Here is a 25734-nt window from a genome sequence, read left to right as displayed (position 1 = left end):
CAAGGTCATTTCAACCTTGCCCAGAACGGAGCCCGGACGATGAAAAGCATGGCCCGTTTCGCGCTTACCTGTGGTGCTTTCGTACTGTTCGTGCTGCGGACGCCGCCCTGCGATGCCGGCATCATCATTCACGGCACCCGTGTGGTTTATTACGCAGAGCAGCAGGAAGTCATCGTGCGCCTGGAGAACAAGGGCAGCCGTCCGACACTCGTCCAGGCCTGGCTGGATGCCGGAGACCGGCAATCGACACCCGCCAAGAGCCAGGCACCGTTTACGCTGACGCCGCCTATTTTTCGTATTGAACCTGAGCAGCAACAGGCTTTGCGCCTGCGCTACTCCGGCGCACCGGTCCCATCCGATCGCGAGAGCCTGTTCTGGTTGAATGTTCTGGAAATACCACCGTCGCCTACCGAGGCCACGCAAAAGAACCAGATCCAATTGTCTTTCCGTACGCGTTTGCGCGTGTTCCTGCGACCACAGGATTTGCCCTACCCGATCGACAATGCGGTCTCGAAACTGCAGTGGAAACTGGTACCTCATGGCACCGGTCATGCCTTGCAAGTCACAAACCCGACGCCGTACCACCTCTCTCTCGCCGCGGTGGACTTACTGAGCAAAGGCAGACGTTTCAAAAAGGCCGTGAACAAAGATGTCAACGACAGCCTGCTGCTGCCAGCCGGCGATATCAAATGGTTTGCACTGCCTGAGTTGCAAGCCCGGCCCGCTGGCAGGGCGAGGGTTGAATTTACTGTCGTCAGCGACTTTGGTGCCCGTGTCCATCACTCAGTCCCCCTCATTCTTTAATACCCCGGACAACCCGTTACATGAACACCTCCAGCGTTTTAAGCCCCTTGGCGAAAATCATCGCTCTGGTGATAACACTGCTGGCCTGCATTTCAGCGCAGGCCAGCGTGATTATCAGCAGCACCCGCGTGATCTACCCACAAAATGACAGGGAAGTGACCGTAAGGCTTGAGAGCAAGAACCACAAACCGGTGCTGATCCAGGTGTGGCTGGACAACGGCGACGAAAACTCGACACCCCAAGTGGGTGATGTCCCTTTCGTCGCGACACCGCCGATCTTGCGCATGGAGCCAGAACAACAACAGGTTATCCGCCTGGCGTATACCGGTGAGCCCTTGCCGCCAGAACGCGAAAGCCTCTTCTGGCTCAACGTTCTGGAGGTGCCCTCACAGCAGGTGAGTGGGGAGCAGAGCAATCGCTTGCAGTTGGCCTTTCGTTCACGGATCAAGGTTTTTTTTCGCCCGCACAACCTGCCTTACACGCCAGACGCGGCGCCTGCAAAGCTGCAATGGCGGCACTTTTCGACCGATCAGGGTCAAGGGCTGGAGCTCTACAACCCAACGCCCTACTACGTAAGTTTCGATCAAGTCGACATGCTCGCCGCAGGGCAGCGCCATACCCGAGCCCCCAGTACATCGGGTGCCGATAGCATGGTCGAGCCCAATGGCCACATGCGCTTGCTGTTGCCCGGCCTGAAATCGGCACCGTACACAGCAACGGCAGTCGAGTTCCAGACCCTCGACGATTTTGGAACCAGGGTTTCGCACAAGGCCAGTGTTTCGCAATGAACCTCCAAGTGCGCCGCCTTACCCCACTGAAACTGACCGTCAGTCGGCTGTTGCTGCTCACCGGCGCTCAAGCGATGGCCGCGCTGGGTGTGGAGCATGTCGAGTTCGACCCGGCATTTTTTCCAGATAGAGCCAGGGGCTTGCAAATCGATGTTTCGAAGTTCAACCAGGGGAACGTGATCCTGCCCGGCAGCTACCGTTCAGACCTCTACCTAAACGGGCAGTGGATGGGGCATCAAACCCTGTCCTTTGCAGCAGTCGAAGGCCAGGACTCCGCGCAGCTGTGCCTGGAGCATGACATGTTGCTCACGGTTGGCATCGACCTGGGCAGCCTCACCCATCCCGCACCACCGTTCCCCATCTGTGGTGATATTGCCAACTACATACCGGGCGCCAGTGCTCGCTTCGATCCCGCTGAAAACCAGTTGCACCTGCAAATCGCGCAGCTGTACCTGACGCGCCAGGCAAGGGGATACGTCAACCCCCGGCAATGGGACAGCGGCGTCAATGCGGCTTTTGTACGCTACAACGCCAACACCTTCACTTCCCAGACCGGCGGACGTTCGCTCACGTCCAGCTACCTGGGCTTGAACAGCGGGCTCAATCTCGGCGACTGGCACTTTCGGCACAATGGCAGCTACAGCTACTCCAGTGGTACCTCCACCTACCAAAGCAGCGCCACCTATGTGCAACACGAACTGAGCACATTGCAGTCGCAGCTGATGGCAGGCGAGATCTATACCCCTGGCGAACTGTTCGACAGTGTCCGCTTGCGCGGGGCAAGCCTGACCAGCGATGAGCGCATGTTTGCCGACTCCCAAAACGGTTTTGCGCCAGTGGTGCGGGGCGTCGCGGAGACCAACGCCAGGGTCAGCGTGCGCCAACGGGGTATCCTCCTGGACGAGTTCTCCGTAGCGCCTGGCCCGTTTGTGCTCGATGACCTATCGCCCACCGGCTTTGGAGGCGACCTGAACGTGACCGTCACTGAAGCCGATGGCCGCCAGCGGCAGTTCATTGTGCCATTCGCCGCCAATGCCCACTTGCTGCGCCCTGGCCGCAACCGCTACTCATTGAGTGCCGGGCAACTGGATGAGGTGGGCCTGCTGCACCCGCCCACCCTGCTGCAAGCGACCTACCAGCAGGGTCTGAGCAATCTGCTCACGGGCTACACCGGGTTTGTCGTCGGCGATGACTACCGCTCACAGCTGTTCGGCGCGGCATTCAATACCTCATTCGGCGCGCTGTCGCTCGACATGACCAACTCCAACGCACACATACCAAAACACGGCACGCATCAGGGGCAAAGCTTGCAGTTGCGCTACAGCAAGAACTTCACCAATACCGGCACCCACTTTGCCCTCGGTGCATACCGTTATTCCACGGAGGATTTCCTGAGCGTGCGTGACGCAGCACAACTGCGCGATCTGGCCATAGAAGGCCTCAACGTCGATAACGTATCGCGTCTTCACGACCGCATGGACATCAGCCTCAACCAGCAATTGAGCAATGGTTCGGTCTATCTGACCGGATCCTCGCAAAACTACTGGAACCGCAAGAGCGGCAACCTGACGTTCACCACGGGCTATAGCAGCGCCTGGAAGGGCATTCACTACACCCTCAGCGCCCAGCGTATCCGTGACCTGTTAAGTGACAAAATCGACAAACAAATCGACCTGACCTTGAGCATGCCACTGGGCAGCGGTGCCCGTTCGCCGACCCTCACTGCATCGGCCTACCAGGGTGATCAGGGCCACGGCGAACGCCTCAGCCTGGGCGGTACCGCCGGCGAACGCAGCCAGTTCAGCTACGGCCTCAGTACCAGCCGCTCCCCGGGAAATGGCAGCGCCGCCAGCGCCGACGTGAAGTATCAGGCCAGCCAAGGTGTGCTTTTCGCAGGTTACGGCCAAAGCAACGCATACCGCTCGGTTTCGCTGGGTGTGACAGGAGGCATCGTTGCCCACCCCGGTGGCGTCACCCTGGCCCCGGAACTGGGAGACACCCTTGGCATCGTCCAGGCACCCGCCGCACAGGGGGCACAGGTCAACGGTAGCCAAGGCTCGCAAGTAGGGAGCAACGGTTTTGCCGTGGTGCCCCATCTCACGCCATACCGCAAGAACGTTGTCGAACTGGACCCCAAGAACCTGCCCGTCGACGTGGAACTCAAGACGGCCGCAAAGACCGTGGCACCTCGGGCGGGTTCAGTGGTGATGCTGGGGTTCGACGCGGTCAGTGGGCAGGCCCTGATGATTACGGCAGTGCGTGAAGATGGCAGCCCACTGCCATTTGGCGCGGATATGTTCGATGAGAAAGGCGTCAACGTCGGTATGGTCGGGCAAGGCGGAAAGGCATTTGTGCGCGTGCCAGACAAGCAAGGGCAGTTGACCGTCAAGTGGGGCTCCAAAACTGGCGCCATGTGCCAGCTCCACTACGACCTGGATGTGGAGCATGGCACTGGAGGCGCTTCACGTTTGCATCACCTGAATGCAGGTACCTGCCACGCCGACGCAGCTATCGCAGCACAAGCAGGTGCAGGCGATGCAAGAACCCACTGACAGCGGGCCCAGTGTGGCCCGCATGCCCTGAAAGCGCCTTGCCCCCCCTTACTTTGATGCGGGACTGAAGATGAAATACTCCACCGGATTCATTTCGATGCTGACTGCCCTTTGCCTGCCAAGCGCTGTCCAGGCTTGCAATTACTATCCCGACTTCACCAACAGCGTCTCTTTTGCAGACACGATCATGGTGCCGGACAATTTGCCTGTGGGTGGGCTGATCGCCCGCGCGTCATTTACGGGCTCCGTACGTTCCGGTGTGAGTATCTGCCCCTCTCCGGTCCAACAGGTAGCGATTGGCCGCTTTACAACCCTGGTAATGCTGCCAGGGCCTCACAGCGTGTATCAGACCAATGTTGAGGGGGTTGGCATGCTAGTTCACTCAACGCTCCGCGGCGGCATAAAATATTATCATCCGCTGCAAAACAGCAGCGTTTTGCTTCGCCCTGAGAGTTATGAGCATACCCAAACCAATATAACGGCGGAATTTTACAAAGTCGGGCCTGTATTGGCGGGTACGTTCCCCAGCGGAAACCTTCAGGAACTGAGTTGGAACGGCAGAAAAATTTCTCAATTGCTGCTGAACACCTCTGTGCGTTTTGTCACCGCCATTGCCACCTGTGACCTGGCAGCCGGTGACATCAACCGCATGATCCTGCTCGATCCCGTGCCAGCTAGCACATTTCAAAGCGCCACTACTGCGGGTGCAAACAACTTCGAGTTAACCGCACACTGCAAAGATGCCTCCAACGTTACCTTCCGTTTTTCCGGCACGCCCGCCCCCGGGAATGATCGGCTCTTCGCCAACACCGGCAGTGCCGACGGAGTGGCCCTGTGGCTGTACTCCCGCATCAATGGGAGCACCCAGAACATTTTTGCCAATGGCACCGAGAACACGCGCACGGTAGTTGTCTCCGGCAATCGGGCAGTCTTGCCGCTCGGCGCTGCCTACCATAAAAACGGCACCGTTGGCCCAGGCACCCTGACCAGCGTCGTTACCGTTTCGATCACTTACAACTGACGGAGTGTGGTGCAGCTGTCGAGACTGGAATAGTGCGCATAAAAAACGCCCGACCTTCGCAGGACGGGCGTCTTGGGTGCCCCAAAGAATCAGGACTGACTGGTAGGCGTCGGGGTTGCCGGCGTTACAGTCGGGGTTGCTGCGGCTGGCGTCGGCGCGGCGGCCGAGTTGGTCCCGTGTGCCGGGGGGACTGCAGGCTTGGCCGCAACCGCTGGCTTGGGCGCTGCCGGTTTCTTGGCTACGGTCGGTTTTTTCGCCGCTGGCTTTGCAACAGGTTTGGCTGCTGGCTTGGCGGCGGCCGGTTTGGCAGCGGGTTTGGCGGCAGCGGTTTTGGCCGCTGGTTTGGCGGCGGGTTTCGCTGCAGGTTTTGCAGCAGGCTTGGCCGCTACTGGCTTCTTCGCCGCCGGCTTGGCTGCTGCCTTGGCCGCAGGTTTAGCTGCGGGTTTGGCAGCGGCCTTGACCAGTGGCTTGGCCACGGTTTTCGCCGCAGGCTTGGCCGCAGCCGTCTTCGCGGCCGGCTTGGCTGCAGGTTTGGCCGCTGCCTTGACTGGAGCAACTTTAGCGCCGGTGAGTTTTTCGATTTGCTTGGTCAGGGTATCGACCTTGCTGTGCAGCGCCTTCACTTCAGTACGACTCGGCACGCCCAGTCGCGAAATGGCACTGTTGAGGCGCTTGTCGAGAGCGCCTTCAAGCTCACCCCAAGTACCCAACACCTGCTTCTTCGCATCACTGATGCGCGAGCCGGCAGTTGCCTTGGCCGCAGTAACTTGTTTACCGACTGTGCTCTTGGTCAACTTCTCGGCCTTCTCGCCGTCTTTAACCAAAGTCTCGAAGAGTTTGCTCCCGTCACTGTCGATCTTCGAGTACACGCCTAAACCAGCCAGCCAGATCTTGCGGGAGTATTCTTCAACTTTCCCGACCCAAGAGCTGCCTTCTTTCTGAGTAGTCTTTTTAACAGCCATCCGATGTCTCCTTAGTGTTTACGCGCGACACGTTCGAGCAATGCCGTTAGCTCATCGAGCTTAGCAGAGAGTGTCTCCACGTCATGTTTAGACGCAATGCCGATTCGATTCAAGGCACTTGCAACACGCGCGTCAAAAGCCTTCTCGACTTTATCCAGTTGCACTTCGACGCGACCTTTGACGCTGGAGACATTGCTCTTAACGTAATCAATCTGACTGTTGGCGGCATCAAGTTGTTCATTCACAACTTTTTTACCTTTACTTTCAACATGTTGACCAGTCTTAACGAGCTCTTTGAAGTATTCGCTACCTTCGCTGCCGACCTTTGCGTAAGCCCCCAAACCCGCCAACCAGATCTTGCGAGCATAGATTTTAACGTCGCTCAGAGCGTTGGTTTGGGTGTCGATTTTTTTCTTCAAAATAACTTTGGCCATGGTGCACCTCACGCATAAAAGGGTGGAGGAACTGCCCACAGGAGTTGAGGGCTGACTACAAAGTAGGGAGAAAAATTAGAATCGGCACCCTAAGAACAAAGCAATTGGCCGGCAACCAATGCGGCGCGCAGTCGCAGATCAGGCCAGGGCCTTATCCAGGGCCTTCTCGATTTCGGACTTGATGGTGCCACTCATGGCCGACATCAGCAGGCCCAGTTCCACGTCGATCCTTAACGAATCCTCGGCCACTTTCAGTGTGCCTTTGACCCCGGAACGCTTGAGGTTCAACGTATCGCCAGACCATGAAGGCTCCAGGCCATATTGTTCCTTGAGTTTATGCGCCAACTTCTCGGCTTTCGCCCTGGCAGCTTCCTTACCCAGTGCATGGGCGCGTTCAATCTGTATGCGGGCCATTTGAATGACTCCTCGTTATTAAGGCGTATTGAGCACCCTGCTCACCCGCCATGCGGCAAAAGGTCTCGGTGACCGCCTATCTTACCTTCAGCCTTGCCAAGACAAAGCATGCCTTGGGGATTAGAATGCCCCCATTCTCTTTTGGTGACAGCGATATGACTGATCAGCGCAAAGGCAGCGATGCCGAACCCACCACTCACTTCGGTTTCAAGAATGTCCCGGAAAGCCAGAAAGCGGAAAAAGTCGCTGAGGTGTTCCACTCCGTGGCCGCCAAGTACGACCTGATGAACGACGTACTGTCGGGCGGCATGCACCGCCTGTGGAAACGCTTCACCATCGAGTTGTCGGGCGTGCGCACCGGCAACCGGGTACTGGATATCGCCGGCGGCACGGGCGACCTGGCCGCCAAATTCTCCAAGCTCGTGGGCCCGACCGGCCAGGTGGTATTGGCCGACATCAATGGTTCGATGCTCAAGGTCGGTCGCGATCGCCTGCTGGACAAGGGCGTGGCGGGCAACATCGAGTTCGTCCAGGCCGACGCTGAAAAACTGCCGTTCCCCGACAACCATTTCGACTGCGTGACCATCGCCTTCGGCCTGCGCAACGTGACCCACAAGGAAGACGCCCTGCGCTCGATGCTGCGGGTGCTCAAGCCGGGCGGTCGCCTGCTGGTGCTGGAGTTCTCCAAGCCGACCAACACGCTGATGTCCAAGGTCTACGACACCTACTCGTTCGCCTTCATGCCGTTGATGGGCAAGCTGATCACCAATGACGCCGAGAGCTATCGCTACCTGGCCGAATCGATCCGCATGCACCCCAACCAGGAAACCCTGAAGTCGATGATGGTAGAGGCCGGTTTCGACCGCGTGACCTACCACAACATGACCTCCGGTATCGTTGCCCTGCATCGCGGCATCAAGCCCTGATGTTGTTCACGGGCCTTCTTGCCAGTGTCGAACACGGCCTCAACCGTGTCCTGCGCCTGGACAGCACCGCCCTGGCGCGGCTGGCGCACCTGAACGGCAAGATCATTGCCGTCGACTGCACCAGCCCGGCCCTGCAGCTGTATATCCTGCCCAGCGATGAAGGCCTTATGTTCGCCGCGCATTGGGCCGCCGACGCCGACTGCACCCTGCGCGCACCGGCTGCCAGCCTGCTGCGCCTGGCCCTGAGCCGCGACAAGACCGCGATCCTGCATGGTCCGGACGTGACCCTGGAGGGCGACAGCGCGGTGCTGATGGACCTGGCCGCCGTGTTGCAAGACCTGGAGCTGGACTGGGAATACGAGCTGTCCCGTTGGCTCGGCCCGGTGGCCACCCAACTGATCAGCGGGCACCTGCGCAGCCGTTCGCGCTGGTACCAGCAGGGGTTTGCCAGCCTGAACCAGAACCTCGCCGAATACCTGAGCGAAGAATCGCGAACCCTCGTCGGACAACGGGAAGCCGAAGCGCGCTTTCGCGAACTCGACCAGGCCAAACTCGACCTGGATCGGCTTGAGGCGCGCTTCGAGCGCCTGAGCCGCTCCCTTGATCCAAGCGATAACGCATGAAGCTGCTCGCCGTCCGCCGTTTGTTCCGTATCCAGCGCGTCGTAATCCGTTACCGCCTTGATGACCTGCTGTTCGCCCTGCCACTGCCATGGTTCTTACTGGCGGTGCGCTATGTGTTGCCGTGGCGCTGGTTCCCACGCAGGGCCCTGGACCTGAGCCGTGGTGCCCGCCTGCGCCTGGCCTTGCAGGACCTGGGGCCGATCTTCATCAAGTTCGGGCAGATCCTGTCCACCCGTCGCGATTTGCTGCCGGAAGATATCGCCGACGAGCTGATGTTGCTGCAGGACCGCGTGCCGCCATTCGATTCCCGGCAATCGATGAAGCTGATCGAAGAACAGCTGGGCAAGAAAATCAGCGAAGTGTTCAGCCGTTTCGACGTCGAGCCCCTGGCCTCGGCTTCGGTTGCCCAAGTGCATGCCGCACAGCTGAAAACCGGCGAAGAAGTGGTGGTCAAGGTGATCCGCCCCGGCCTCAAGCCGATCATCGGCCAGGACCTGGCGTGGCTGTTTATCCTCGCCCGCGCCGCCGAGCGTTTCTCTGCCGATGCGCGCCTGCTGCACCCGGTGGACGTAGTCGCCGACTACGAAAAAACCATCTACGACGAACTCGACCTGTTGCGCGAAGCGGCCAACGCCAGCCAGCTCAAACGCAACTTCGAGGGCTCGCCGCTGCTGTACGTGCCGCAGGTCCATTGGGACTGGTGCCGGCCAAAAGTGCTGGTGATGGAGCGTATCTACGGCGTGCAGGTCACGGACCTGGCGACCCTGGCCGACCAGCGCACCGATATGAAGATGCTGGCCGAGCGCGGCGTGGAAATTTTCTTCACCCAGGTGTTTCGCGACAGCTTCTTCCACGCCGACATGCACCCCGGCAATATTTTCGTCAGCACGGTGAACCCATGGAGCCCACAGTACATCGCGATCGACTGCGGCATCGTCGGCAGCCTCACCCCCGAGGACCAGGACTACCTGGCGCGCAACCTGTTTGCCTTCTTCAAGCGTGACTACCGCCGCGTGGCGCAACTGCACATCGATTCGGGCTGGGTGCCGGCCGAAACCAAGCTCAACGAATTCGAGGCGGCGATCCGCACCGTGTGCGAGCCGATCTTCGAAAAACCGTTAAAAGATATTTCCTTCGGCCAGGTACTGATGCGTCTGTTCCAGACTGCCCGGCGCTTCAATATGGAAGTGCAACCGCAGTTGGTGCTGCTGCAGAAGACCCTGCTCAATATCGAAGGCCTGGGCCGCCAGCTGTACCCGGACCTGGACCTGTGGAACACCGCGCAACCCTTCCTTGAACGCTGGATGCGCGAGCGCGTCAGCCCAAAAACCCTGCTGGGCAACCTGCAAAGCCAGGTCGAGCAGCTACCGCACCTGGCCAACATGACCCGCGACCTGCTGGAGCGCATGTCCCAGCCCCACGCCAAGGACCCGACGCCGCCCTGGCACCAACGCAAGGACGACTGGTTCCTGCGCCTGCTGGGTGCAGCGCACTTGGGTGGTGGCGCGGTGCTCGCAGCCGGTGGGCCGCTGAACGGGCTGGGCCATTGGCCAGCCGGGATCATGGTTGCCGTGGGTCTTTATCTGGTCGTGCGTCGATAGGCCGACCGGTTATACACTGTTGCACATTGCCGGGGCGGTCATGCACGGCTGTCGGAGTCGAAGATGAAAGACTGGCTGGACGAGATCAAATGGGACAGTGACGGCCTGGTGCCGGCCATTGCCCAGGACCACAAGACCGGGCGTATCCTGATGATGGCCTGGATGAACCGCGAGGCCCTGAGCCTGACTGCCGCCGAGCAGCGTGCCATCTACTGGTCACGTTCCCGTGGCAAACTGTGGCGCAAGGGCGAAGAGTCCGGGCATGTGCAAAAACTGCACGAGATGCGCCTGGACTGCGACGCCGACGTGATCGTGCTGATGGTCGAGCAGATCGGCGACATCGCCTGCCATACCGGCCGTCACAGCTGCTTCTACCGGGTGTTCGAGAACGGCGCGTGGAAAACCGTCGAGCCGGTGCTCAAAGACCCGCACGCCATTTACTCGGCAGGACATTGAACATGAGCGATACCCTGAACCGTGTGGCCCAGGTACTGGAGGACCGCAAAGGTGCGGACGCCGACAGTTCCTATGTCGCCAGCCTGTACCACAAGGGCCTGAACAAGATTCTGGAAAAACTCGGCGAAGAATCCGTCGAAACCATCATTGCCGCCAAGGATGCCGAAATCAGCAAAGATTACAGTGATGTAATCTATGAGACCGCCGACCTATGGTTCCATAGCCTGGTCATGCTCGCCCAACTGGGGCAGCACCCACAGGCCGTGCTGGATGAACTGGACCGTCGCTTCGGCTTGTCCGGGCATGCCGAAAAGGCCTCGCGCCCGTCCGCCTGAATAACTTTCTGACTTTAAGGAATTGCAGCATGGGCATTTTTGACTGGAAACACTGGATCGTCATTCTCGTGGTGGTCGTGCTGGTGTTCGGTACCAAGAAACTGAAGAACCTGGGCACTGACGTCGGCGAATCCATCAAGGGCTTTCGCAAGGCCATGAACGACGACGAAAAACCGGCCGATACCGGCGCCAACCCGGTCCCGCCGGCGCAGCCTGTACACCCGCAGGCGGCACAGCCGATCACTGAGCGTCGCACCTTCGACGTGCAGGCCGAGAAAGTCGAAGAGCCGTCCCGCAAAGACTCGTGAGCACAGACTAATGTTTGGTATCAGCTTCTCTGAACTGCTGCTCGTCGGCCTCGTCGCCCTGCTGGTGCTGGGGCCTGAACGCCTACCCGGCGCCGCGCGCACGGCCGGCCTGTGGGTCGGGCGCCTGAAACGCAGTTTCAACGCCATCAAACAGGAAGTTGAACGGGAAATCGGCGCCGACGAGATTCGCCGGCAACTGCACAACGAACACATCCTGTCCCTGGAGCAGGAGGCGCGCAAAATTCTCGCGCCCCAGCAACAGACGCCGACACCGGTTGAGCCGGTGGCCGGGCAGAACAGTGCGCCAGTGGTCGAAACCACTCCGACCGCCACGCCCGTGCCCCCGGCAGAGCCAGTGCCGACGCCCGCCGCGTCGCCCGCCCCCCACGACCCTACATTGCCGCCGCGAGTCCCATGAGCGCTGATAAACCGGAAAACGACCAGCATATGCCGCTGGTCTCGCACCTCACCGAGTTGCGCACCCGCCTGCTGCGGTGTATCGCGGCGATCTTCTTGATCTTTGCCGGGCTGTTTGCCTTTACCCAGCAGATCTACACCTTCGTCTCGACGCCGCTGCGCGAGTACCTGCCGGTGGGCGCGACGATGATCGCCACCGACGTTTCCTCACCGTTCCTCACGCCGCTCAAGCTGACGATGATGGTTTCGCTGTTTTTGGCGATCCCGGTGATCCTGCACCAGATCTGGGGTTTTATCGCACCCGGCCTGTATAAGCATGAGAAACGCATCGCCGTGCCGCTGCTGGTGTCGAGCATCATGCTGTTCTACACCGGCATGGCGTTCGCCTACTTCCTGGTGTTCCCGTTGATCTTCAAGTTCTTCGCCGCCGCCACCCCGGCCGGCGTGGAGATGATGACCGACATCACCAGCTACCTCGACTTCGTGATGACCCTGTTCTTTGCCTTTGGCGTGGCCTTCGAGATCCCGGTGGCGGTGGTGCTGCTGGTGTGGATCGGCGTGGTCGACGTGCAATACCTGCGCAAGATCCGTCCATACGTGATCATCGGCTGCTTCGTGGTCGGCATGATCCTGACCCCGCCGGACATCTTCTCGCAGACTTTGCTGGCCGTGCCGATGTGGATGCTGTTTGAAGTGGGCATCCTGTTTGGCAGCCTGGTGAGCAAACGTGGCGAACACCCGGATGACCAACCCGCCGACGACGACCAGCCGCCAGCGACCCAACCGTGAACCTGCTGCTGCTTGAGGAGGCCGACTTTATCGCGTCCGACCGGGTGATCTTGCGTGACCGGCGCCTGGTGCACATGCAAGAGGTGCATCGCGCGGCGGTCGGCGACAGCTTGCGCGTCGGGCGTATTGGCGGGCTGATGGGCAATGCCCAACTGCTGCGCCTGGAGGCGGGCGAGGCAGAGCTGCAAATCACCCTCGACCAGCCACCACCGGACAAGTTGCCACTGACCCTGCTGCTGGCCCTGCCCCGCCCGAAAATGCTGCGCCGGGTGTTGCAGACCGTAGCGTCCATGGGCGTGCCGCGGGTGGTGCTGGTCAACAGTTACCGGGTCGAGAAAAGCTTCTGGCAGACCCCGTTCCTGGAGCCGGAGGCGGTTCGCGAGCAACTGATCCTCGGCCTGGAACAGGCGCGCGATACCGTACTGCCGGAGATCCACATCGAAAAACGCTTCAAGCCCTTCGTCGAAGACCGCCTGCCGGCCCTGGCCCAGGGCACTCTCGGCCTGGTCGGTCATCCCGGTGATTACCCGCCCTGCCCACGCGGCCTGGATGAGCCGGTGACCCTGGCCATCGGCCCGGAAGGCGGCTGGATTCCCTATGAAGTGGACCTGCTGGCCAAGGCCGGCTTGCAGCCGGTGCAACTGGGGGCGCGGATCCTGCGGGTCGAAACCGCCGTCACCGCCCTGCTCGCCCGCCTCTTCTGACCCCGCCCCGCCAAACGCCTCAAACCCTGTAGGAGCTGGCTTGCCAGCGATAGCGATCAATCAGCCAACATCTCTATTGACTGACCCACCGCCATCGCCGGCATGCCGGCGCCTACAGATTCTCCGCGCCTGGCCGATACTCCGAAGATAAGTCCAAGCCTTGTTCAGGGGAGTTCACCGCATGTACCGTTGGCTAGCTGAAAAACTGGGGAATGTAAGCGTCAATCGCAAGCTGAGCATGGGCTTTGGCCTGGTATTGGTCCTCACGCTCCTGATCACCTTCACCGGCTGGACGGGCCTCAGTGGCGTGATCAGCCGTGGCGACAAGCTGGGCTTTATTTCCAGCCTCAATGAATTGACCAAAGACCTGCGCCAGGCCCGCCTGGATTATGAAATGCGCCGCGGTGAACAGGGCCCTGGGCTGGTCAACGAGCTGATGGACAAACTCGACAGCGGCCTGAAGACCGCGCGCAGCCAGATCGAGCAGCCGGCCGACGTCGCCATCATCGATGAGCAACTGGCCGCTGTCGCCAAGTATCGACAGGCCTTCGGTGCCATGGTCCAGGCCGGCGCCCATCGCGAAGATGCGCGCAGCAAACTCGGCGCCACGGCTGACAACGCTGTCGCACAGGTTTCACAGATCGAAAAGATCCTGCTGCAAGGTGACAGCGTCAGCCAGTTCAACAGCGTGGTCGACTTGAGCAAGTTGATCCAGCAGGCGCGTTTCCAGGTTCGGGGCTACACCTACAGCGCCAAGGCCGACGCCGAGCAGCCCGCCCTGGACGCCATCGCCAATGCCCTGAAAGCCGCCGATAGCCTGCGCAGTCAATTGCCAGAGCAATACAGTGCCAACCTGCAAGAGGCCAGTGACTCCCTCAAGGCCTACCTTGCCGCTGTCAGCCAGTTTCGCGACTCACAAGTCGCCAGCGCTGCGGCCCTCAAGGCCATGGTCGAACAAGGCGACCTGCTGTTTGATCGCAGCAAGAAACTCACCGCTTCGCAAACCGTAGTCCGCGACAACGATGCCGCACAGGCCAAACAATTGCTGATGCTGGCCACCGCCCTGGCCCTGGCGTTCGGTCTGTTCGCCGCCTGGGCGATTACCCGGCAGATCGTGATTCCATTGAGCCAGACCCTCAAGGTCGCCGAGCACGTCGCCGCCGGTGACCTGACCCACGACCTGATCTCGCAGCGCCAGGACGAACTGGGCCAGTTGCAGCGCGCCATGCAAGGCATGACCATGGGCCTGCGTGACCTGATCGGCGGTATCAGCGACGGCGTGACGCAAATCGCCAGCGCCGCCGAAGAGCTGTCGGCCGTGACCGAACAGACCAGCGCCGGGGTCAACAGCCAAAAGGTCGAGACCGATCAGGTCGCCACCGCCATGAACGAAATGGCCGCCACCGTGCAGGAAGTGGCTCGCAACGCCGAGGAAGCCTCGGAAGCCGCCGTCGCCGCCGACCAGCAGGCCCGGGAAGGTGACAGGGTAGTCAGCGAAGCCATCACCCAGATCGAGCGCCTGGCCGGCGAAGTCGGCAACTCCACCGAGGCCATGGGCCACCTCAAGCGCGAAAGCGATAAGATCGGCAGCGTGCTGGATGTGATCAAGTCCGTGGCCCAGCAAACCAACCTGCTGGCCCTTAACGCCGCGATTGAAGCAGCACGCGCCGGGGAAGCCGGTCGTGGCTTCGCGGTGGTGGCCGATGAGGTGCGCAGCCTGGCGCAGCGCACACAGAAATCCACTGAAGAAATCGAAGAACTGATCGTCGGCCTGCAAAGTGGTACTCAGCAGGTCGCCACCATCATGGACAACAGCCGCGGCCTCACCGACAGCAGTGTCGAACTGACCCGCCGGGCCGGCCATGCGCTGGAAAACATCACCCGCACGGTCTCGGCTATCCAGGCGATGAATCAGCAGATCGCTACTGCTGCCGAGCAGCAAAGTGCCGTGGCCGAAGAGATCAACCGCAGCGTCCTGAACGTGCGTGATGTTTCAGAGCAGACGGCCGCCGCCAGCGAGGAAACCGCTGCGTCCAGCACCGAACTGGCACGCCTGGGTACCCATCTGCAAAGCCTGGTCGGTCGCTTCCGGGTTTGATACCTCCCCTCGCGGCGACCTGTCCGGGTCGCCGCTTTCATCTTGTGAAACTTCCTACATGTTTTTCAGCCCGTGATGGGCACACCTGACGATCAAGGGAACTAGCGTTCAAGTTGATTCAATGTGCTTGCACCTTGAGCATCTTGTGCCCCCTTGTCGGAGGTTGACCATGTTCCGTCGAATGAGTCATCTGCTGGGTAACGCCAGCGTCACCCTCAAACTGGCCTCGGGTTTCGCCTTGGTTTTGGCCCTCAGTCTTGTCATCGCCCTGACCGGTTGGCAGGCGCTCGCCGCCTCGCTGTACCGTTCACAGACCCTCACTGTTCTGTCGCAACTGGCGGTAACCGGTGAAGAACTGCGCACAGACAGAATCCTTTACCGCACCCTTGACGATGCCGAGAATTTCGACAGGCTGAACCTGAGTATGGAGAAGGTCGAAGCCTACCTGGGCGAGCTTTCAAACCGCCTCAAAATACTGAAGTCCATCCAATACCTGCAAAACATGGCCCGTATTGGCGACACCTTCAAAACCACACTCAAGGATGTCCCCGCGCAGGTCAAACAGCGGGAGACTGCCCGCGAGCAGTTGAGACAAAGCTCCATCCGGGCCAGCGACCTCCTCGCGCAACTGGCCAGCAACCTGCCTGATCAAGAAGATGAAAAAGCCCTAGATGCCATCGAAAACCTGCGCCAGGCCATGGAACAGGCCGCAGAACGGGCCGGCAGTCCCGCCTGGGCTGCCAGCTCCCTGGACACATACGCCCAGACCGTCAGCGATGCAGTGCGCAGCCTTGAACAGGCCCTGGCCACTGTGGCGAAGCTGCCGGTAGACAGCACTGCCTTAAGCGATGCGGTGCTTAGGCTGCGCACGCACCTGACACGTCTCAAGGAGACCCAGCTCACCATCGAGACTTCACAGAACCAACTGGAGCAGCAGTTGGATCAATTGCTGGCGCAGAGTGATCTGCTGAGCCAGGACCAAACCCAACGCCGCGACCAGGAAGCCGAACAAGCCCGCAACCGGACCCTGGCCATTACGGGTGCAGCCTTGCTCTTTGGCGCCCTGGCCGCCTGGACCATCGCAGGGCAGATCGTAAAGCCGCTGCGCAGGGCCCTGGCAGTGGCCAATCATATTGCCGATGGCGACCTGAGCCACGATATCCAGACCCGGCGCCGAGATGAACTGGGCCAGTTGCAATGCAGCATGGCGCAAATGACCCTGAACCTGCGGGGGCTGATTGGCAGCATCAGCGACAATGCCCGGCAAATCGCCAGCGCCGCCGAGGAGCTTTCGGCCGTCACCGAGCAAACCCGGACGGGCGTCAATAATCAGCGTGAAGAAACCGAGCAGGTGGCGACCGCCATGAACCAGATGCTCGCCACCGCCCAGGAAGTCGCCCGGCATGCCGAACAGGCCTCGATTGCCGCCAGCCAGGCTAATCAACAGACCGAACTGGGCGACCAGGTGGTGACGGATGCGGTGACGCACATTGAACACCTGGCCCACGAGATGGCGCGCTCCAGCCAGGCGATGCTGGGCCTGCAACGGGAAAGCCAGAAGATCGGCAGTGTGCTGGAGGTGATCAAGTCGGTATCCCAGCAAACCAACCTGCTGGCGCTCAATGCCGCGATCGAGGCCGCACGTGCCGGTGAAGCCGGCCAGGGATTTGCGGTGGTGGCCGACGAAGTGCGCAGCCTTGCCCAGCGTACCCAGCAGTCCGCCGAGGAAATCGAAGAGTTGATTGGCGGGCTGCACAGCGGCACGCAACAGGTCGCCGATATCATGGACAACAGCCGCACCCTGACCGATCGCAGTGTCAGCCTGACCCGCAACGCCGGGGACGCCCTGACGGAAATCGCGCGCACCGTGCTGGTCATCCAGGAAATGAATCCACAGATCGCCGCCGCCGCCGAACAACAAAGTGCGGTGGCCGAGGAAATCAATCGCAGCGTGTTGAAAGTCCGCGATGTATCGGAACAAACCGCCACGGCCAGTGAACAGACGGCGACGGCAAGTATTGAATTGGCGCGATTGGGAACCAATCTTCAGCAGTGCGTGGGCAAGTTCAAGGTATGAACCTGCCCATGCCACTTACAGAACCTGACGCAAAAACGCCTGTGCCCGCGGGTCCTTCGGCGCATCGAAGAACTGCGCGGGCGCAGCATCTTCCAGCAGTTTGCCGTGATCGAAGAACAACACCCGATCCGCCACTTCCCGGGCAAAGCCCATTTCGTGGGTGACGCAGACCATGGTCATCCCTTCCAGGGCCAGGGTCTTCATGACGTCCAGCACCTCACCAACCATTTCCGGGTCCAGCGCCGAGGTAGGCTCGTCAAACAGCATGACCTTAGGCTCCATCGCCAACGCCCGGGCAATCGCCACACGTTGCTGCTGGCCACCGGAAAGCCGCGAGGGGAACTCATTGGCTTTCTGTGCAATGCCGACCTTCTCCAGCAACGCCAGGGCCTTGGCCTCACGCTCTTTCTTGCCGCGCTTGCGCACGACTTTCTGTGCCAGGCACAGGTTCTCCAGCACGGTCATGTGCGGGAACAGGTTGAAGTGCTGGAACACCATGCCGACTTCACGACGATAGGCGTTTACATCAGTCTTGGGGTCGGCCAGTTGCAGGCCATCGATGCTCACCGAGCCCGAATCGAACGCTTCCAGGCCATTGAGGCAGCGCAGGAATGTCGACTTGCCGGAACCGGACGGACCGATCACTACCAGCACTTCGCCCTTGGCCACCTGGGTGGTGACGTGATCCACCGCGCGGACCACATGCCCACGGGTGTCGAAGACTTTTACCAGATCGCGGACTTCAATCACTTTGGGCGAGCCTCCGCTCAAGCCGGCTGGCCATTTTCGACAGCGGCAGGTTGATCAGCAGGTACAGGCCTGCGACACAGAACAGGATTTCAAACGGCGAGAACGAGGTGGTGATGACTTCACGGCCACTCTTGAGCAGCTCGGTAATGGCGATCACCGAGACCAGCGAAGTGTCCTTGACCAGGCTGATAAATTGCCCGGCCAACGGCGGCAGTACGCGTTTGAAGGCCTGCGGCAATACCACGTGGCGCATCGACTGGCTGGCACTCAAGCCCAGGGACCGGGCAGCTTCGCCTTGGCCACGGGCAATCGACTGCACACCGGCGCGCACAATTTCGGCCACATAAGCCCCGGTAAACAGCGACAGCGCAGCGATACCTGCGAACTCACGGGACAGGTTCAGGACCGTGCCGATAAAGAAATAGAAGATGAAGATCTGCACCAGTAGCGGCGTACCGCGTACCAGTTCGACGTAGATCGTCGACAGATCACGCAAAGTCGGGTTACTCGACAAACGACACAGGCCTGTCGCCAGGCCGATAAACAGGCCCAGTACCCCCGAGACCAGGGACAACCACAGGGTGGTCCACAAGCCCCACATCAAAGGGCCCAGTGCCCAATGCCGGGTTACACCGATCACATCGCCTTCGGCCACATCATCGCCACGGGCCACTTGCAGGCTGTTTTCGGCCACCGTCAGGTGCTGCTCGGCGCCCGCGTCATTGCGCAGGGTGACTTCAGCCACGTCGCCCTTGCGCACCAACTCGACCACCGTGGAAATGTCCGCCGCCCGCTTGGACTCTTCAGCCTGGTAGGCGAAGTATTGCGGCACGCGGTTCCAGCGCCATTCGTAGGACATCAGCGAGGTAGCGTAGTACAACGCGCCGGCCATGCCGACCAGCACCAGCACCGTCAGCAGGTGCCAGGGCCATTGGGCTTTTTTCTGTTTCATTGCAGGTTCCGGGATGTGTATCGGCTGTCAGGCCGCCATCACGGGCAAGCCCGCTCCCACATTTTTTGTGAACACCGTTAAATGTGGGAGCGGGCTTGCCTGCGATGGGCGCGACGCGGTGTCTGGCTTATTCCATGTCCTTGAGCCACTCGGAGCTCTTGAACCACTTGTCATGGATGCGATCGTAGGTGCCGTCGTTACGGATCTGGTGCAGGAAGTTGTTGATAAAGTTGATGCTGTCGTAGTCGCCCTTCTTCAGGCCGAATGCCAAAGGCTCGTAGGTGAAGGGTTCTTCGAGGTACACCAGCTTGCCATTGCCGACTTTTTTCTCGGCAACCACGTTGTACGGCGCGTCGTAGACAAAGGCGTCGGCCTTGCCGTTGACCACATCAAGCACACCTTCCTGCTCGTTGTCGTAGCCGTGGTACTTGGCCTTGGAGATCAGTTTCTTGGCCACCATCTCGCCGGTAGTGCCGAGCTTGGAGGTCAGGCGGTATTTCTCGTCATTCAAGTCTTTGTAGGACTTGATGGTGCCTTCCAGCTCCTTGCGAATCAGCAGGGTCTGGCCAACTACGATGAACGGTTCGCTGAAGTTCAGGCGCAGGTTGCGCTCCTGGGTCAGAGTCATGCCGCTGCCGATCATGTCGAACTTGCCGGTGAGGAAAGCCGGGATAATGCCGTCGTAGCCGGTGGAGACCAGCTCCAGCTTGACGCCCATGGACTTGGCCATCGCCTTGAGCAGGTCGACTTCGAAACCAATGATTTCGCCGCGCTTGTTGGTCATCTCGAACGGCATATAGGTCGGGTCCATACCGACTTTCAAGGTGCCGCGCTTGACCGCTTCGTCAATCGCCCCGGCCTGGGCCGTATTGACTGCCAGCAGGGCCGTCACGCCGAGCATCAGCATCGAAAGATACTTTTTCATCACCAAGTCCCCTGACTCATTTTATTTTGATGCAGGCCTTTGCAAGGCTGCACTATTTCTTCGGGGAGCGATGCTAACCCACTCGCCCACCGGCACAAAGGTCTAGCCGGCATTTGTTGGCGGATATGACAGAAAAACCCCACATAACCCCAGAGAAAAGCGCTGTTAGACGGCTTGCCACGCAGGGTCCGCGCCAACGAGTTATGTAAGCAGTTGTGACCATCATTCGATCTCCGAGAGCCAGTCCGTGTCCCGGAACCACTTGTCATGCAGCCGATCGTAGGTGCCGTCCTGGGCAATCTGATTGAGGAAGTGGTTGATCCAGTTCAGGCTGTCGTAATCGCCCTTCTGCACCCCGAACGCCAGGGGCTCATAGGTGAAGGGCTGCTCCAGGGCCAGCAGCTCACGGTTTTGCGGCTTGGCCAGGGCGATCAGGTTATAGGGCGCATCATGGATAAACGCATCTACCTCACCGCTGACCACCTGGCGTACGCCTTCCTCTGCCGTGGCAAAGCTGCGCAGCTGTGCAGCCCCCAGGAAGCGCCGCGCTGCTGCTTCGCCCGTAGTGCCTTCCGTTGCGGCGATCCGATAGCCGGCTTCGTTCAAGTCTTCAACGCTGCTGACCTTGCCGGCCAGGCGCGGGTGGAGCAGGACAGTCTGACCGACAATGATGAATGAATCACTGAAGTTGAGCTGCAGGTTGCGCTCCTGGGTCACGGTCATGCCGCTGCCGATCATGTCGAACCGGCCGGCCAGCAGGCCCGGGATCAGTTCGTTGTAGGCCACCGGGATCCATTCCAGCGTCACCCCCAGGGCTTTGCTCATTTCTTCCAGCAGGTCGGCTTCAAAGCCAATGACACGCCCGTGTTTGTCGGTCATTTCAAAGGGCACGTAGTTGGGATCGGTCCCTACTTTCAGTGCCCCGCGCCGCACGGCCTCATCGATGGCGCCTGCCTGTGCCATCTGCACATGCACCCATGCGAATATGCCCAGCAACAGCATCGACCAATAACCCTTGATCATGAAAAGCCCCTTTTTCATTAAGCAGCCGCACACCGGGCGTTGCGGCGTTAGCGCAAACCAGAGGCGGTCAGTTCAGATTTGGGGGGCGATCCTAACCCACTGGCAGGCACGGCAATACGCCTTGAGCCAGGGTCTTTTGTATCGAAGTTAGAAGGCCAGCCCAGAAGAGACAGGCGCTGTAGGAAGGGCGTATCAAGCGCCCCCGAGACAGGTCTCGGGGGCGTCTGAATCAGGCCGGTTGAGCCTGGGGTGACAGCGGTTGGAGCGGCAGCAACGGCGCATGGGGGTCAGAGTTGACCGATTCACGCCAGGCGCCAAGCCATTCGGCATGCCCTTCGCTCCAGACCTGCTCATGCAAGCGCGCCAGGGCCACAGGGTCGCTGAGCAAGGCCACGCGTTCGTTGTTGTTCAGGCCCGCCGGGCCGACTTTCAACGCATGCCGCACGCGATCGGTACGCAGCCACTCGATCGGCTCAGCCTGGCCATGGCGGGAGGTTGCCAGGGCACAAGCCAGGGCATTCTGCTGCGGGTCGACCACGGCCCGCACAAACCCGTCATTAAGTGCATGCCAACGGTTTTCGTGGGTGTAGCGGTCGGTCGACAGCAGCGCCTGCGGCGGATTGTATTCCTCAGGGATCAGGAACAGGCTTTCGTCGCGGGACTTGAGACCCAGCTTGACCCGGCTGGAAATCACCGACACCGGGATCGACAGCATCAGTGAACCGACGATCGGCACCAGCCACCACAGGAAGCTGGGGTTCAACCACACCACCAGCAGCGCCCAGAAGAAGCCCAGCAGGGTCTGCGGCCCGTGGCGCTTGACCGCCTCGCTCCATGGCGTGGAATCGTCGTCACGTTGCGGCGAGTTCCAGGTCGCGGCCCAGCCGAGGAACGCGGCGAGTACGAAGCGGGTGTGGAAAATCATCCGCACCGGCGCCAGCAGCATGGAGAACAGCATCTCCAGCAGCATCGACAAGGTCACCTTGAACTTGCCACCGAACTCTTTCGCGCCCTTGGCCCAGATCAGGATGATGCTCAGCAGCTTGGGCAGGAACAGCAGCACAATCGTGGTGGAGAACAGTGCCACGGCCTTGTCCGGGTGCCATTGCGGCCACAGCGGGTACAACTGGCGCGGCGCCATGAAGTACTGTGGCTCCATCAGCGTGTTGACCGCCAGCAGGGCCGTGGACAGCACCAGGAACAGGAACCACAACGGCGCCGACAGGTACGACATCACACCGGTGAGGAACACCGCACGGTGTACCGGGTGCATGCCCTTGACCAGGAACAGGCGGAAGTTCATCAGGTTACCGTGGCACCAGCGACGGTCACGCTTGAGTTCGTCCAGCAGGTTCGGCGGCAGTTCTTCGTAGCTGCCCGGCAGGTCATAGGCAATCCACACACCCCAGCCGGCACGACGCATCAGCGCGGCTTCAACAAAGTCGTGGGACAGGATGGAACCGGCGAACGCGCCTTTGCCGGGCAATGGCGCCAGGGCGCAGTGCTCGATAAACGGCTTCATGCGGATGATCGCGTTGTGGCCCCAATAGTGGGATTCGCCCAACTGCCAGAAGTGCAGGCCCGCGGTGAACAGCGGACCGTAGACGCGGGTGGCGAACTGCTGCATGCGCGCATACAGGGTGTCCATGCCCGATGCACGTGGCGCGGTCTGGATGATCCCGGCGTCCGGCGTGGCTTCCATCAGGCGTACCAGGCTGGTCAGGCATTCGCCGCTCATCACGCTGTCGGCGTCGAGGACCACCATGTACTTGTAGTCACCGCCCCAGCGACGGCAGAAGTCGTCAAGGTTACCGCTTTTGCGTTTGACGCGGCGGCGACGGCGGCGATAGAAAATCTTGCCAAAGCCACCGGCCTCGCGGCAGACGTCAAGCCAGGCCTGCTGCTCGGCGATGCAAATATCGGCGTCGTTACTGTCGCTGAGCACGAAGAAGTCGAAACGATCCAGGTCACCGGTAGCGGCCACCGACTCGAAGGTCGCACGCAAACCGGCAAACACCCGCGGTACGTCTTCGTTGCAGATCGGCATGACCAACGCAGTGCGGGCATCCTTGGGGATCGGCTCGTCGCCTGCGCTTTTACCGGAAATGCGGTATTTGTCGTGGCCGGTGAGCAATTCGAGGAAGCCCATCAACGCGGTCCAGAAACCCGCCGAGACCCAGCAGAACAGAATCCCGAACATGATCAGGATGCTGGTTTGCAGGGCGTACGGCAGCACCTGGGTGGCTGTTTGCAGCAAGGTCTGGTTGCGGATCTCGTCAAAGTCGACGAAGGACCAACCCTGGTACGGCATGATGCCTTTCATGTACCAGCCCGCCACAATCGTCTGGCCAAGCATCAGCACCAGCAGGATATAGCGGCGGATCGAACCGACGGTGCGCCAGCGGGCAGCGGGCAGCACGCGCTCGTCTTTTTTCGGTTCCGGCGGGTTGCTGCGACCGGTCAACCGGCGCCAGCCGCGCACCAGGATATTGGTACGCCAAGGTTCGGGCACCACCTTGGTCCGACGGATCGGCGGCGTAGCCTTCAGGCAAACCCGACCGCTGGCATCGAGCACCAGCATTTCGGCTTCTTGCAGTTCTTCGGCAGTGCTAAGGGTCAACCGACGACCAACCGACGCCTGCGCGGCGTCCACCGGTGCATCAAAGGTCGACGACGACAAGCGCTCGTGCAGCTCGGAGAAGGACTTGCAGCCCGCCAGTTCGGCGCGCTGCTCATCAGTCATCGGAAGGTGCGCCAGGTACTCGGCAAGCGTCTCTGGCTGGACTTGAGAGTTACTCATCGGCAGGCAACTGATTGCTCCAGGTTTCGGTCAGGACTTGCTCTGTCTTGACCGGTTCCGGGGTGGCTGGGGCAGCTTCTGGCTGCTTGTCTTGCTTATCCTTGGCGTCTTTCTTGGCCTGTTTTTCGTGCTGCTTGGCCAAGACCTTGTCAGCCTTCAGAACCTGGGTGGAAGCCTGCTCTGGCTCGGCCTTGACGATGTCCTGGACCAGGGCCGCACGCATTTCGGTCGGCTTGCCTGCATCCTTGATCTTCAAGCGCAGGGTCAAACGCCAGCCTTTGGTGTGCGGGTTGTAGCGCACGCTGTTTTCCACGATTTCGCCGTTTTCACCGACGCTGACCTGGCTGCGCACTGCCGCATCTGGCTTGAGGGCCTTGAGGGAGGGGCCCTCGAAGTCCACCAGGTAGGCCACGCTGCCATCTGGTTGGCGGATCAGGTTCGATTGTTTCACGTCACCGGTAGAACGCAGGGTCTGCTTGACCCAGGCGCTCTCTGGCGAGTGGAACGGCGCGTCGTTCAGGGTCCAGTGCAGACGGTAGGCCACGTTGAGCGGCTCACCCGGCTTGGGCAGTTCGGCCGGGCTCCAGAACGCAACGATGTTGTCGTTGGTTTCATCGGCGGTCGGAATCTCTACCAGATCGACCGAACCCTTGCCCCAGTCGCCTTCAGGCTCGATCCAGGCGCTTGGACGCTTGTCGTAGTTGTCGTCGAGGTCTTCGTACTGGCTGAAGTTGCGACCGCGTTGCAACAGGCCGAAACCACGCGGGTTTTCTACCGAGAAGTTGCTGACCGACAGGTGTTTGGGGTTGTTCAGCGGGCGCCAGATCCACTCGCCGTTACCGGCATGGATCGACAGACCGCTGGAATCGTGCAGTTCACGGCGGTAGTTGAGGACCTTGGACGGCTGGTTCGCGCCGAACAGGAACATGCTGGTCAACGGGGCCACGCCCAGTTTGCTGACCCTGTCGCGCAGGAACATCTGCGACTTGACGTCAACAATGGTGTCGGTGCCCGGGCGCAGGATCAGGCGATACGCGCCGGTGGCCCGTGGCGAGTCCAGCAGGGCAAAGATCACCAGGTGCTTGTCGCCCGGCTTTGGACGCTCGATCCAGAACTCGGTGAAACGCGGGAACTCTTCGCCGGACGGCAACGCAGTATCGATCGCCATGCCACGGGCGGACAGGCCGTAGACCTGATCCTTGCCCACGACGCGGAAATAGCTGGCGCCGAGCATGGTCATGATTTCGTCTTGCTTGTCGTCCTTGTTGATCGGGTACAGCACACGAAAGCCGGCATAACCCAACTGATCGGTGGCTTTGGGATCAAACTTGACGTCGCCGAAATCGAAACGCGTCGGGTCGTACTTGATTTCCTTGACGTCGGTCGCCGTGACTTCGTTGATCTTCACCGGCGTATCGAAGTGCATGCCCTGGTGATAGAAGGACAGCTTGAACGGGGTTTTCTGATCGGCCCACTCGGCTTTTTCATTGCGGAAACGAATTTTCTGGTAGTCAGCGAACTTCATTTCGCGGAATTCGTTCGGCAGATTGCTGCGCGGGGCTTCGTATTTCTGCCCGGCCAGCTCTTTTGCCTTGGCCGACACATCATCCAGACTGAATGCCCACAGTTGACCCGCGCCGAACAGGCAAAACAGGGCAGAGCCCGTCACCAGTGCGTTTCGTAACCGTTTGGCAGACAATTTTGGTGCATTACAGGGACTAACAATCACGAGCAACCCTCGCCGAAAACAGATCAAAAAACCAACGGCCAGCTATCTATATGCCAGGTTGGCGAGCATTGTTCCGACTCCGATGGGGCTAAATGATTCCCCATGGGCGAGCGGACAAGTCTCTACCTAAGTCAAAAATGGATCAATTTACGCTGATCCCCGTAGCGCGCGATTATCTAGTAGCCCGTGAGATAACGCAGCAGGGGCAGCGAAGTATTTGTAGCGAAAACCTGCGTTTTTGCGCAT

Annotated in this window: 23 protein-coding genes and 2 pseudogenes; 16 read left to right on the top strand and 9 right to left on the bottom strand. The window is 60.3% G+C overall.

Annotated elements, in window-relative coordinates; genetic code table 11:
* Positions 1 to 39 precede the first annotated feature (39 nt).
* The 4 genes from HZ99_RS19630 (at position 40) to HZ99_RS19615 (ending at position 5165) form a co-directional block, all read left to right on the top strand.
* Positions 40 to 804, top strand: coding sequence for a molecular chaperone (locus HZ99_RS19630; RefSeq protein ID WP_038445388.1), 765 nt, complete (start codon positions 40 to 42; stop codon positions 802 to 804).
* A gap of 20 nt (positions 805 to 824) precedes the next feature.
* On the top strand, positions 825 to 1592 hold the full coding sequence (locus HZ99_RS19625) for a molecular chaperone (protein ID WP_038445386.1): 768 nt from the start codon (positions 825 to 827) through the stop codon (positions 1590 to 1592).
* 74 nt (positions 1593 to 1666) lie between these two features.
* A complete protein-coding gene (locus HZ99_RS19620; RefSeq protein WP_235205605.1) occupies positions 1667 to 4144 on the top strand; it encodes a fimbria/pilus outer membrane usher protein in 2478 nt (825 codons plus the stop codon).
* Positions 4145 to 4214: 70 nt separating this feature from the next.
* Positions 4215 to 5165 carry a fimbrial protein gene (locus tag HZ99_RS19615; RefSeq protein ID WP_038445383.1) on the top strand — a complete coding sequence of 317 codons (951 nt, stop codon included), beginning with the start codon at positions 4215 to 4217 and terminating at the stop codon, positions 5163 to 5165.
* Positions 5166 to 5254: 89 nt separating this feature from the next.
* On the opposite strand, the gene HZ99_RS19610 is transcribed toward HZ99_RS19615, so the two are convergent.
* From HZ99_RS19610 to HZ99_RS19600, 3 genes are all read right to left on the bottom strand, one after another.
* Positions 5255 to 6127, bottom strand: a complete 873-nt coding sequence (locus HZ99_RS19610) for a phasin family protein (RefSeq protein WP_038445381.1) — start codon at positions 6125 to 6127, stop codon at positions 5255 to 5257.
* 11 nt (positions 6128 to 6138) lie between these two features.
* Positions 6139 to 6561 (bottom strand): phasin family protein, encoded by a 423-nt coding sequence (locus HZ99_RS19605; protein WP_038445379.1) that lies wholly within the window; start codon positions 6559 to 6561, stop codon positions 6139 to 6141.
* Positions 6562 to 6699: 138 nt separating this feature from the next.
* The gene (locus tag HZ99_RS19600) at positions 6700 to 6975 is read right to left on the bottom strand and encodes a polyhydroxyalkanoic acid system family protein (protein WP_038445377.1); all 276 of its coding nucleotides are present in this window, start codon (positions 6973 to 6975) and stop codon (positions 6700 to 6702) included.
* 155 nt (positions 6976 to 7130) lie between these two features.
* Here HZ99_RS19600 and ubiE point away from each other — a divergent pair, with 155 nt between their 5' ends.
* The 12 genes and pseudogenes from ubiE (at position 7131) to HZ99_RS19545 (ending at position 17309) form a co-directional block, all read left to right on the top strand.
* Complete coding sequence (gene ubiE, locus HZ99_RS19595; protein ID WP_038448130.1) at positions 7131 to 7901, top strand: bifunctional demethylmenaquinone methyltransferase/2-methoxy-6-polyprenyl-1,4-benzoquinol methylase UbiE; 771 nt, start codon at positions 7131 to 7133, stop codon at positions 7899 to 7901.
* The gene (locus HZ99_RS19590) at positions 7901 to 8524 is read left to right on the top strand and encodes a ubiquinone biosynthesis accessory factor UbiJ (protein WP_038445375.1); all 624 of its coding nucleotides are present in this window, start codon (positions 7901 to 7903) and stop codon (positions 8522 to 8524) included. Before ubiE ends, HZ99_RS19590 begins: the two co-directional genes overlap by 1 nt.
* Positions 8521 to 10125, top strand: coding sequence for a ubiquinone biosynthesis regulatory protein kinase UbiB (gene ubiB, locus HZ99_RS19585; protein WP_038445374.1), 1605 nt, complete (start codon positions 8521 to 8523; stop codon positions 10123 to 10125). The genes HZ99_RS19590 and ubiB overlap by 4 nt, the downstream gene beginning before the upstream one ends.
* Positions 10126 to 10188: 63 nt before the next feature.
* Positions 10189 to 10581 (top strand): phosphoribosyl-AMP cyclohydrolase, encoded by a 393-nt coding sequence (hisI, locus tag HZ99_RS19580; RefSeq protein WP_029296001.1) that lies wholly within the window; start codon positions 10189 to 10191, stop codon positions 10579 to 10581.
* A 2-nt stretch (positions 10582 to 10583) separates the two neighbouring features.
* Complete coding sequence (locus tag HZ99_RS19575; RefSeq protein WP_038445373.1) at positions 10584 to 10916, top strand: phosphoribosyl-ATP diphosphatase; 333 nt, start codon at positions 10584 to 10586, stop codon at positions 10914 to 10916.
* Between the two features lie 29 nt (positions 10917 to 10945).
* Positions 10946 to 11224: a twin-arginine translocase TatA/TatE family subunit gene (locus HZ99_RS19570; RefSeq protein ID WP_038445371.1), complete on the top strand. Its 279-nt coding sequence runs from the start codon at positions 10946 to 10948 to the stop codon at positions 11222 to 11224.
* Between the two features lie 10 nt (positions 11225 to 11234).
* The gene (gene tatB, locus HZ99_RS19565; RefSeq protein ID WP_038445369.1) at positions 11235 to 11642 is read left to right on the top strand and encodes a Sec-independent protein translocase protein TatB; all 408 of its coding nucleotides are present in this window, start codon (positions 11235 to 11237) and stop codon (positions 11640 to 11642) included.
* Positions 11639 to 12430, top strand: coding sequence for a twin-arginine translocase subunit TatC (gene tatC, locus HZ99_RS19560; protein WP_038445367.1), 792 nt, complete (start codon positions 11639 to 11641; stop codon positions 12428 to 12430). Before tatB ends, tatC begins: the two co-directional genes overlap by 4 nt.
* The gene (locus HZ99_RS19555) at positions 12427 to 13134 is read left to right on the top strand and encodes a 16S rRNA (uracil(1498)-N(3))-methyltransferase (protein WP_038445365.1); all 708 of its coding nucleotides are present in this window, start codon (positions 12427 to 12429) and stop codon (positions 13132 to 13134) included. The genes tatC and HZ99_RS19555 overlap by 4 nt, the downstream gene beginning before the upstream one ends.
* A 181-nt stretch (positions 13135 to 13315) precedes the next feature.
* Positions 13316 to 14377 (top strand): annotated as a pseudogene (locus tag HZ99_RS29635) (methyl-accepting chemotaxis protein); the annotation flags it as partial.
* The gene (locus HZ99_RS29630; protein WP_404942438.1) at positions 14360 to 15232 is read left to right on the top strand and encodes a methyl-accepting chemotaxis protein; all 873 of its coding nucleotides are present in this window, start codon (positions 14360 to 14362) and stop codon (positions 15230 to 15232) included. The pseudogene HZ99_RS29635 and the gene HZ99_RS29630, both read left to right, overlap by 18 nt.
* A gap of 169 nt (positions 15233 to 15401) precedes the next feature.
* Positions 15402 to 17309, top strand: coding sequence for a methyl-accepting chemotaxis protein (locus HZ99_RS19545; RefSeq protein WP_038445361.1), 1908 nt, complete (start codon positions 15402 to 15404; stop codon positions 17307 to 17309).
* Positions 17310 to 17324: 15 nt separating this feature from the next.
* Here the strand turns inward: HZ99_RS19545 and HZ99_RS19540 are convergent, their stop codons facing one another.
* From HZ99_RS19540 to HZ99_RS19515, 6 genes and pseudogenes are all read right to left on the bottom strand, one after another.
* The gene (locus HZ99_RS19540; protein ID WP_038445359.1) at positions 17325 to 18059 is read right to left on the bottom strand and encodes an amino acid ABC transporter ATP-binding protein; all 735 of its coding nucleotides are present in this window, start codon (positions 18057 to 18059) and stop codon (positions 17325 to 17327) included.
* Positions 18052 to 19011 carry an amino acid ABC transporter permease gene (locus HZ99_RS19535; protein WP_038445357.1) on the bottom strand — a complete coding sequence of 320 codons (960 nt, stop codon included), beginning with the start codon at positions 19009 to 19011 and terminating at the stop codon, positions 18052 to 18054. Before HZ99_RS19535 ends, HZ99_RS19540 begins: the two co-directional genes overlap by 8 nt.
* A 127-nt stretch (positions 19012 to 19138) precedes the next feature.
* The gene (locus HZ99_RS19530; RefSeq protein WP_032862246.1) at positions 19139 to 19936 is read right to left on the bottom strand and encodes a transporter substrate-binding domain-containing protein; all 798 of its coding nucleotides are present in this window, start codon (positions 19934 to 19936) and stop codon (positions 19139 to 19141) included.
* 222 nt (positions 19937 to 20158) lie between these two features.
* On the bottom strand, positions 20159 to 20959 hold the full coding sequence (locus HZ99_RS19525; protein WP_038445355.1) for a transporter substrate-binding domain-containing protein: 801 nt from the start codon (positions 20957 to 20959) through the stop codon (positions 20159 to 20161).
* Between the two features lie 227 nt (positions 20960 to 21186).
* Positions 21187 to 23759 (bottom strand): annotated as a pseudogene (gene mdoH / locus HZ99_RS19520) (glucans biosynthesis glucosyltransferase MdoH); the annotation flags it as partial.
* Positions 23752 to 25488, bottom strand: a complete 1737-nt coding sequence (locus HZ99_RS19515; RefSeq protein WP_038448129.1) for a glucan biosynthesis protein G — start codon at positions 25486 to 25488, stop codon at positions 23752 to 23754. The pseudogene mdoH and the gene HZ99_RS19515, both read right to left, overlap by 8 nt.
* Positions 25489 to 25734 lie beyond the last annotated feature (246 nt).

Origin of the sequence: Pseudomonas fluorescens, from assembly GCF_000730425.1 — a bacterium.
GTDB lineage: Bacteria > Pseudomonadota > Gammaproteobacteria > Pseudomonadales > Pseudomonadaceae > Aquipseudomonas > Aquipseudomonas fluorescens_X.
The sequence above is the reverse complement of the archived record's forward strand: the minus strand, read 5'-3'. Positions and strand labels throughout refer to the sequence as shown.

Excerpts from the sequence above, each read along its gene's own strand:
- HZ99_RS19570 (WP_038445371.1), top strand. The coding sequence starts at position 10,946 with ATGGGCATTTTTGACTGGAAACACTGGATCGTCATTCTCGTGGTGGTC.
- ubiE (WP_038448130.1), top strand. The coding sequence starts at position 7,131 with ATGACTGATCAGCGCAAAGGCAGCGATGCCGAACCCACCACTCACTTC.
- HZ99_RS19530 (WP_032862246.1), bottom strand. The coding sequence starts at position 19,936 with ATGAAAAAGTATCTTTCGATGCTGATGCTCGGCGTGACGGCCCTGCTG.
- HZ99_RS19610 (WP_038445381.1), bottom strand. The coding sequence starts at position 6,127 with ATGGCTGTTAAAAAGACTACTCAGAAAGAAGGCAGCTCTTGGGTCGGG.
- HZ99_RS19575 (WP_038445373.1), top strand. The coding sequence starts at position 10,584 with ATGAGCGATACCCTGAACCGTGTGGCCCAGGTACTGGAGGACCGCAAA.
- hisI (WP_029296001.1), top strand. The coding sequence starts at position 10,189 with ATGAAAGACTGGCTGGACGAGATCAAATGGGACAGTGACGGCCTGGTG.
- HZ99_RS19590 (WP_038445375.1), top strand. The coding sequence starts at position 7,901 with ATGTTGTTCACGGGCCTTCTTGCCAGTGTCGAACACGGCCTCAACCGT.
- HZ99_RS19615 (WP_038445383.1), top strand. The coding sequence starts at position 4,215 with ATGAAATACTCCACCGGATTCATTTCGATGCTGACTGCCCTTTGCCTG.
- HZ99_RS19625 (WP_038445386.1), top strand. The coding sequence starts at position 825 with ATGAACACCTCCAGCGTTTTAAGCCCCTTGGCGAAAATCATCGCTCTG.
- HZ99_RS29630 (WP_404942438.1), top strand. The coding sequence starts at position 14,360 with ATGCAAGGCATGACCATGGGCCTGCGTGACCTGATCGGCGGTATCAGC.
- HZ99_RS19630 (WP_038445388.1), top strand. The coding sequence starts at position 40 with ATGAAAAGCATGGCCCGTTTCGCGCTTACCTGTGGTGCTTTCGTACTG.
- HZ99_RS19600 (WP_038445377.1), bottom strand. The coding sequence starts at position 6,975 with ATGGCCCGCATACAGATTGAACGCGCCCATGCACTGGGTAAGGAAGCT.
- HZ99_RS19605 (WP_038445379.1), bottom strand. The coding sequence starts at position 6,561 with ATGGCCAAAGTTATTTTGAAGAAAAAAATCGACACCCAAACCAACGCT.
- tatB (WP_038445369.1), top strand. The coding sequence starts at position 11,235 with ATGTTTGGTATCAGCTTCTCTGAACTGCTGCTCGTCGGCCTCGTCGCC.
- ubiB (WP_038445374.1), top strand. The coding sequence starts at position 8,521 with ATGAAGCTGCTCGCCGTCCGCCGTTTGTTCCGTATCCAGCGCGTCGTA.
- HZ99_RS19620 (WP_235205605.1), top strand. The coding sequence starts at position 1,667 with ATGGCCGCGCTGGGTGTGGAGCATGTCGAGTTCGACCCGGCATTTTTT.
- tatC (WP_038445367.1), top strand. The coding sequence starts at position 11,639 with ATGAGCGCTGATAAACCGGAAAACGACCAGCATATGCCGCTGGTCTCG.
- HZ99_RS19545 (WP_038445361.1), top strand. The coding sequence starts at position 15,402 with ATGTTCCGTCGAATGAGTCATCTGCTGGGTAACGCCAGCGTCACCCTC.
- HZ99_RS19525 (WP_038445355.1), bottom strand. The coding sequence starts at position 20,959 with ATGATCAAGGGTTATTGGTCGATGCTGTTGCTGGGCATATTCGCATGG.
- HZ99_RS19535 (WP_038445357.1), bottom strand. The coding sequence starts at position 19,011 with ATGAAACAGAAAAAAGCCCAATGGCCCTGGCACCTGCTGACGGTGCTG.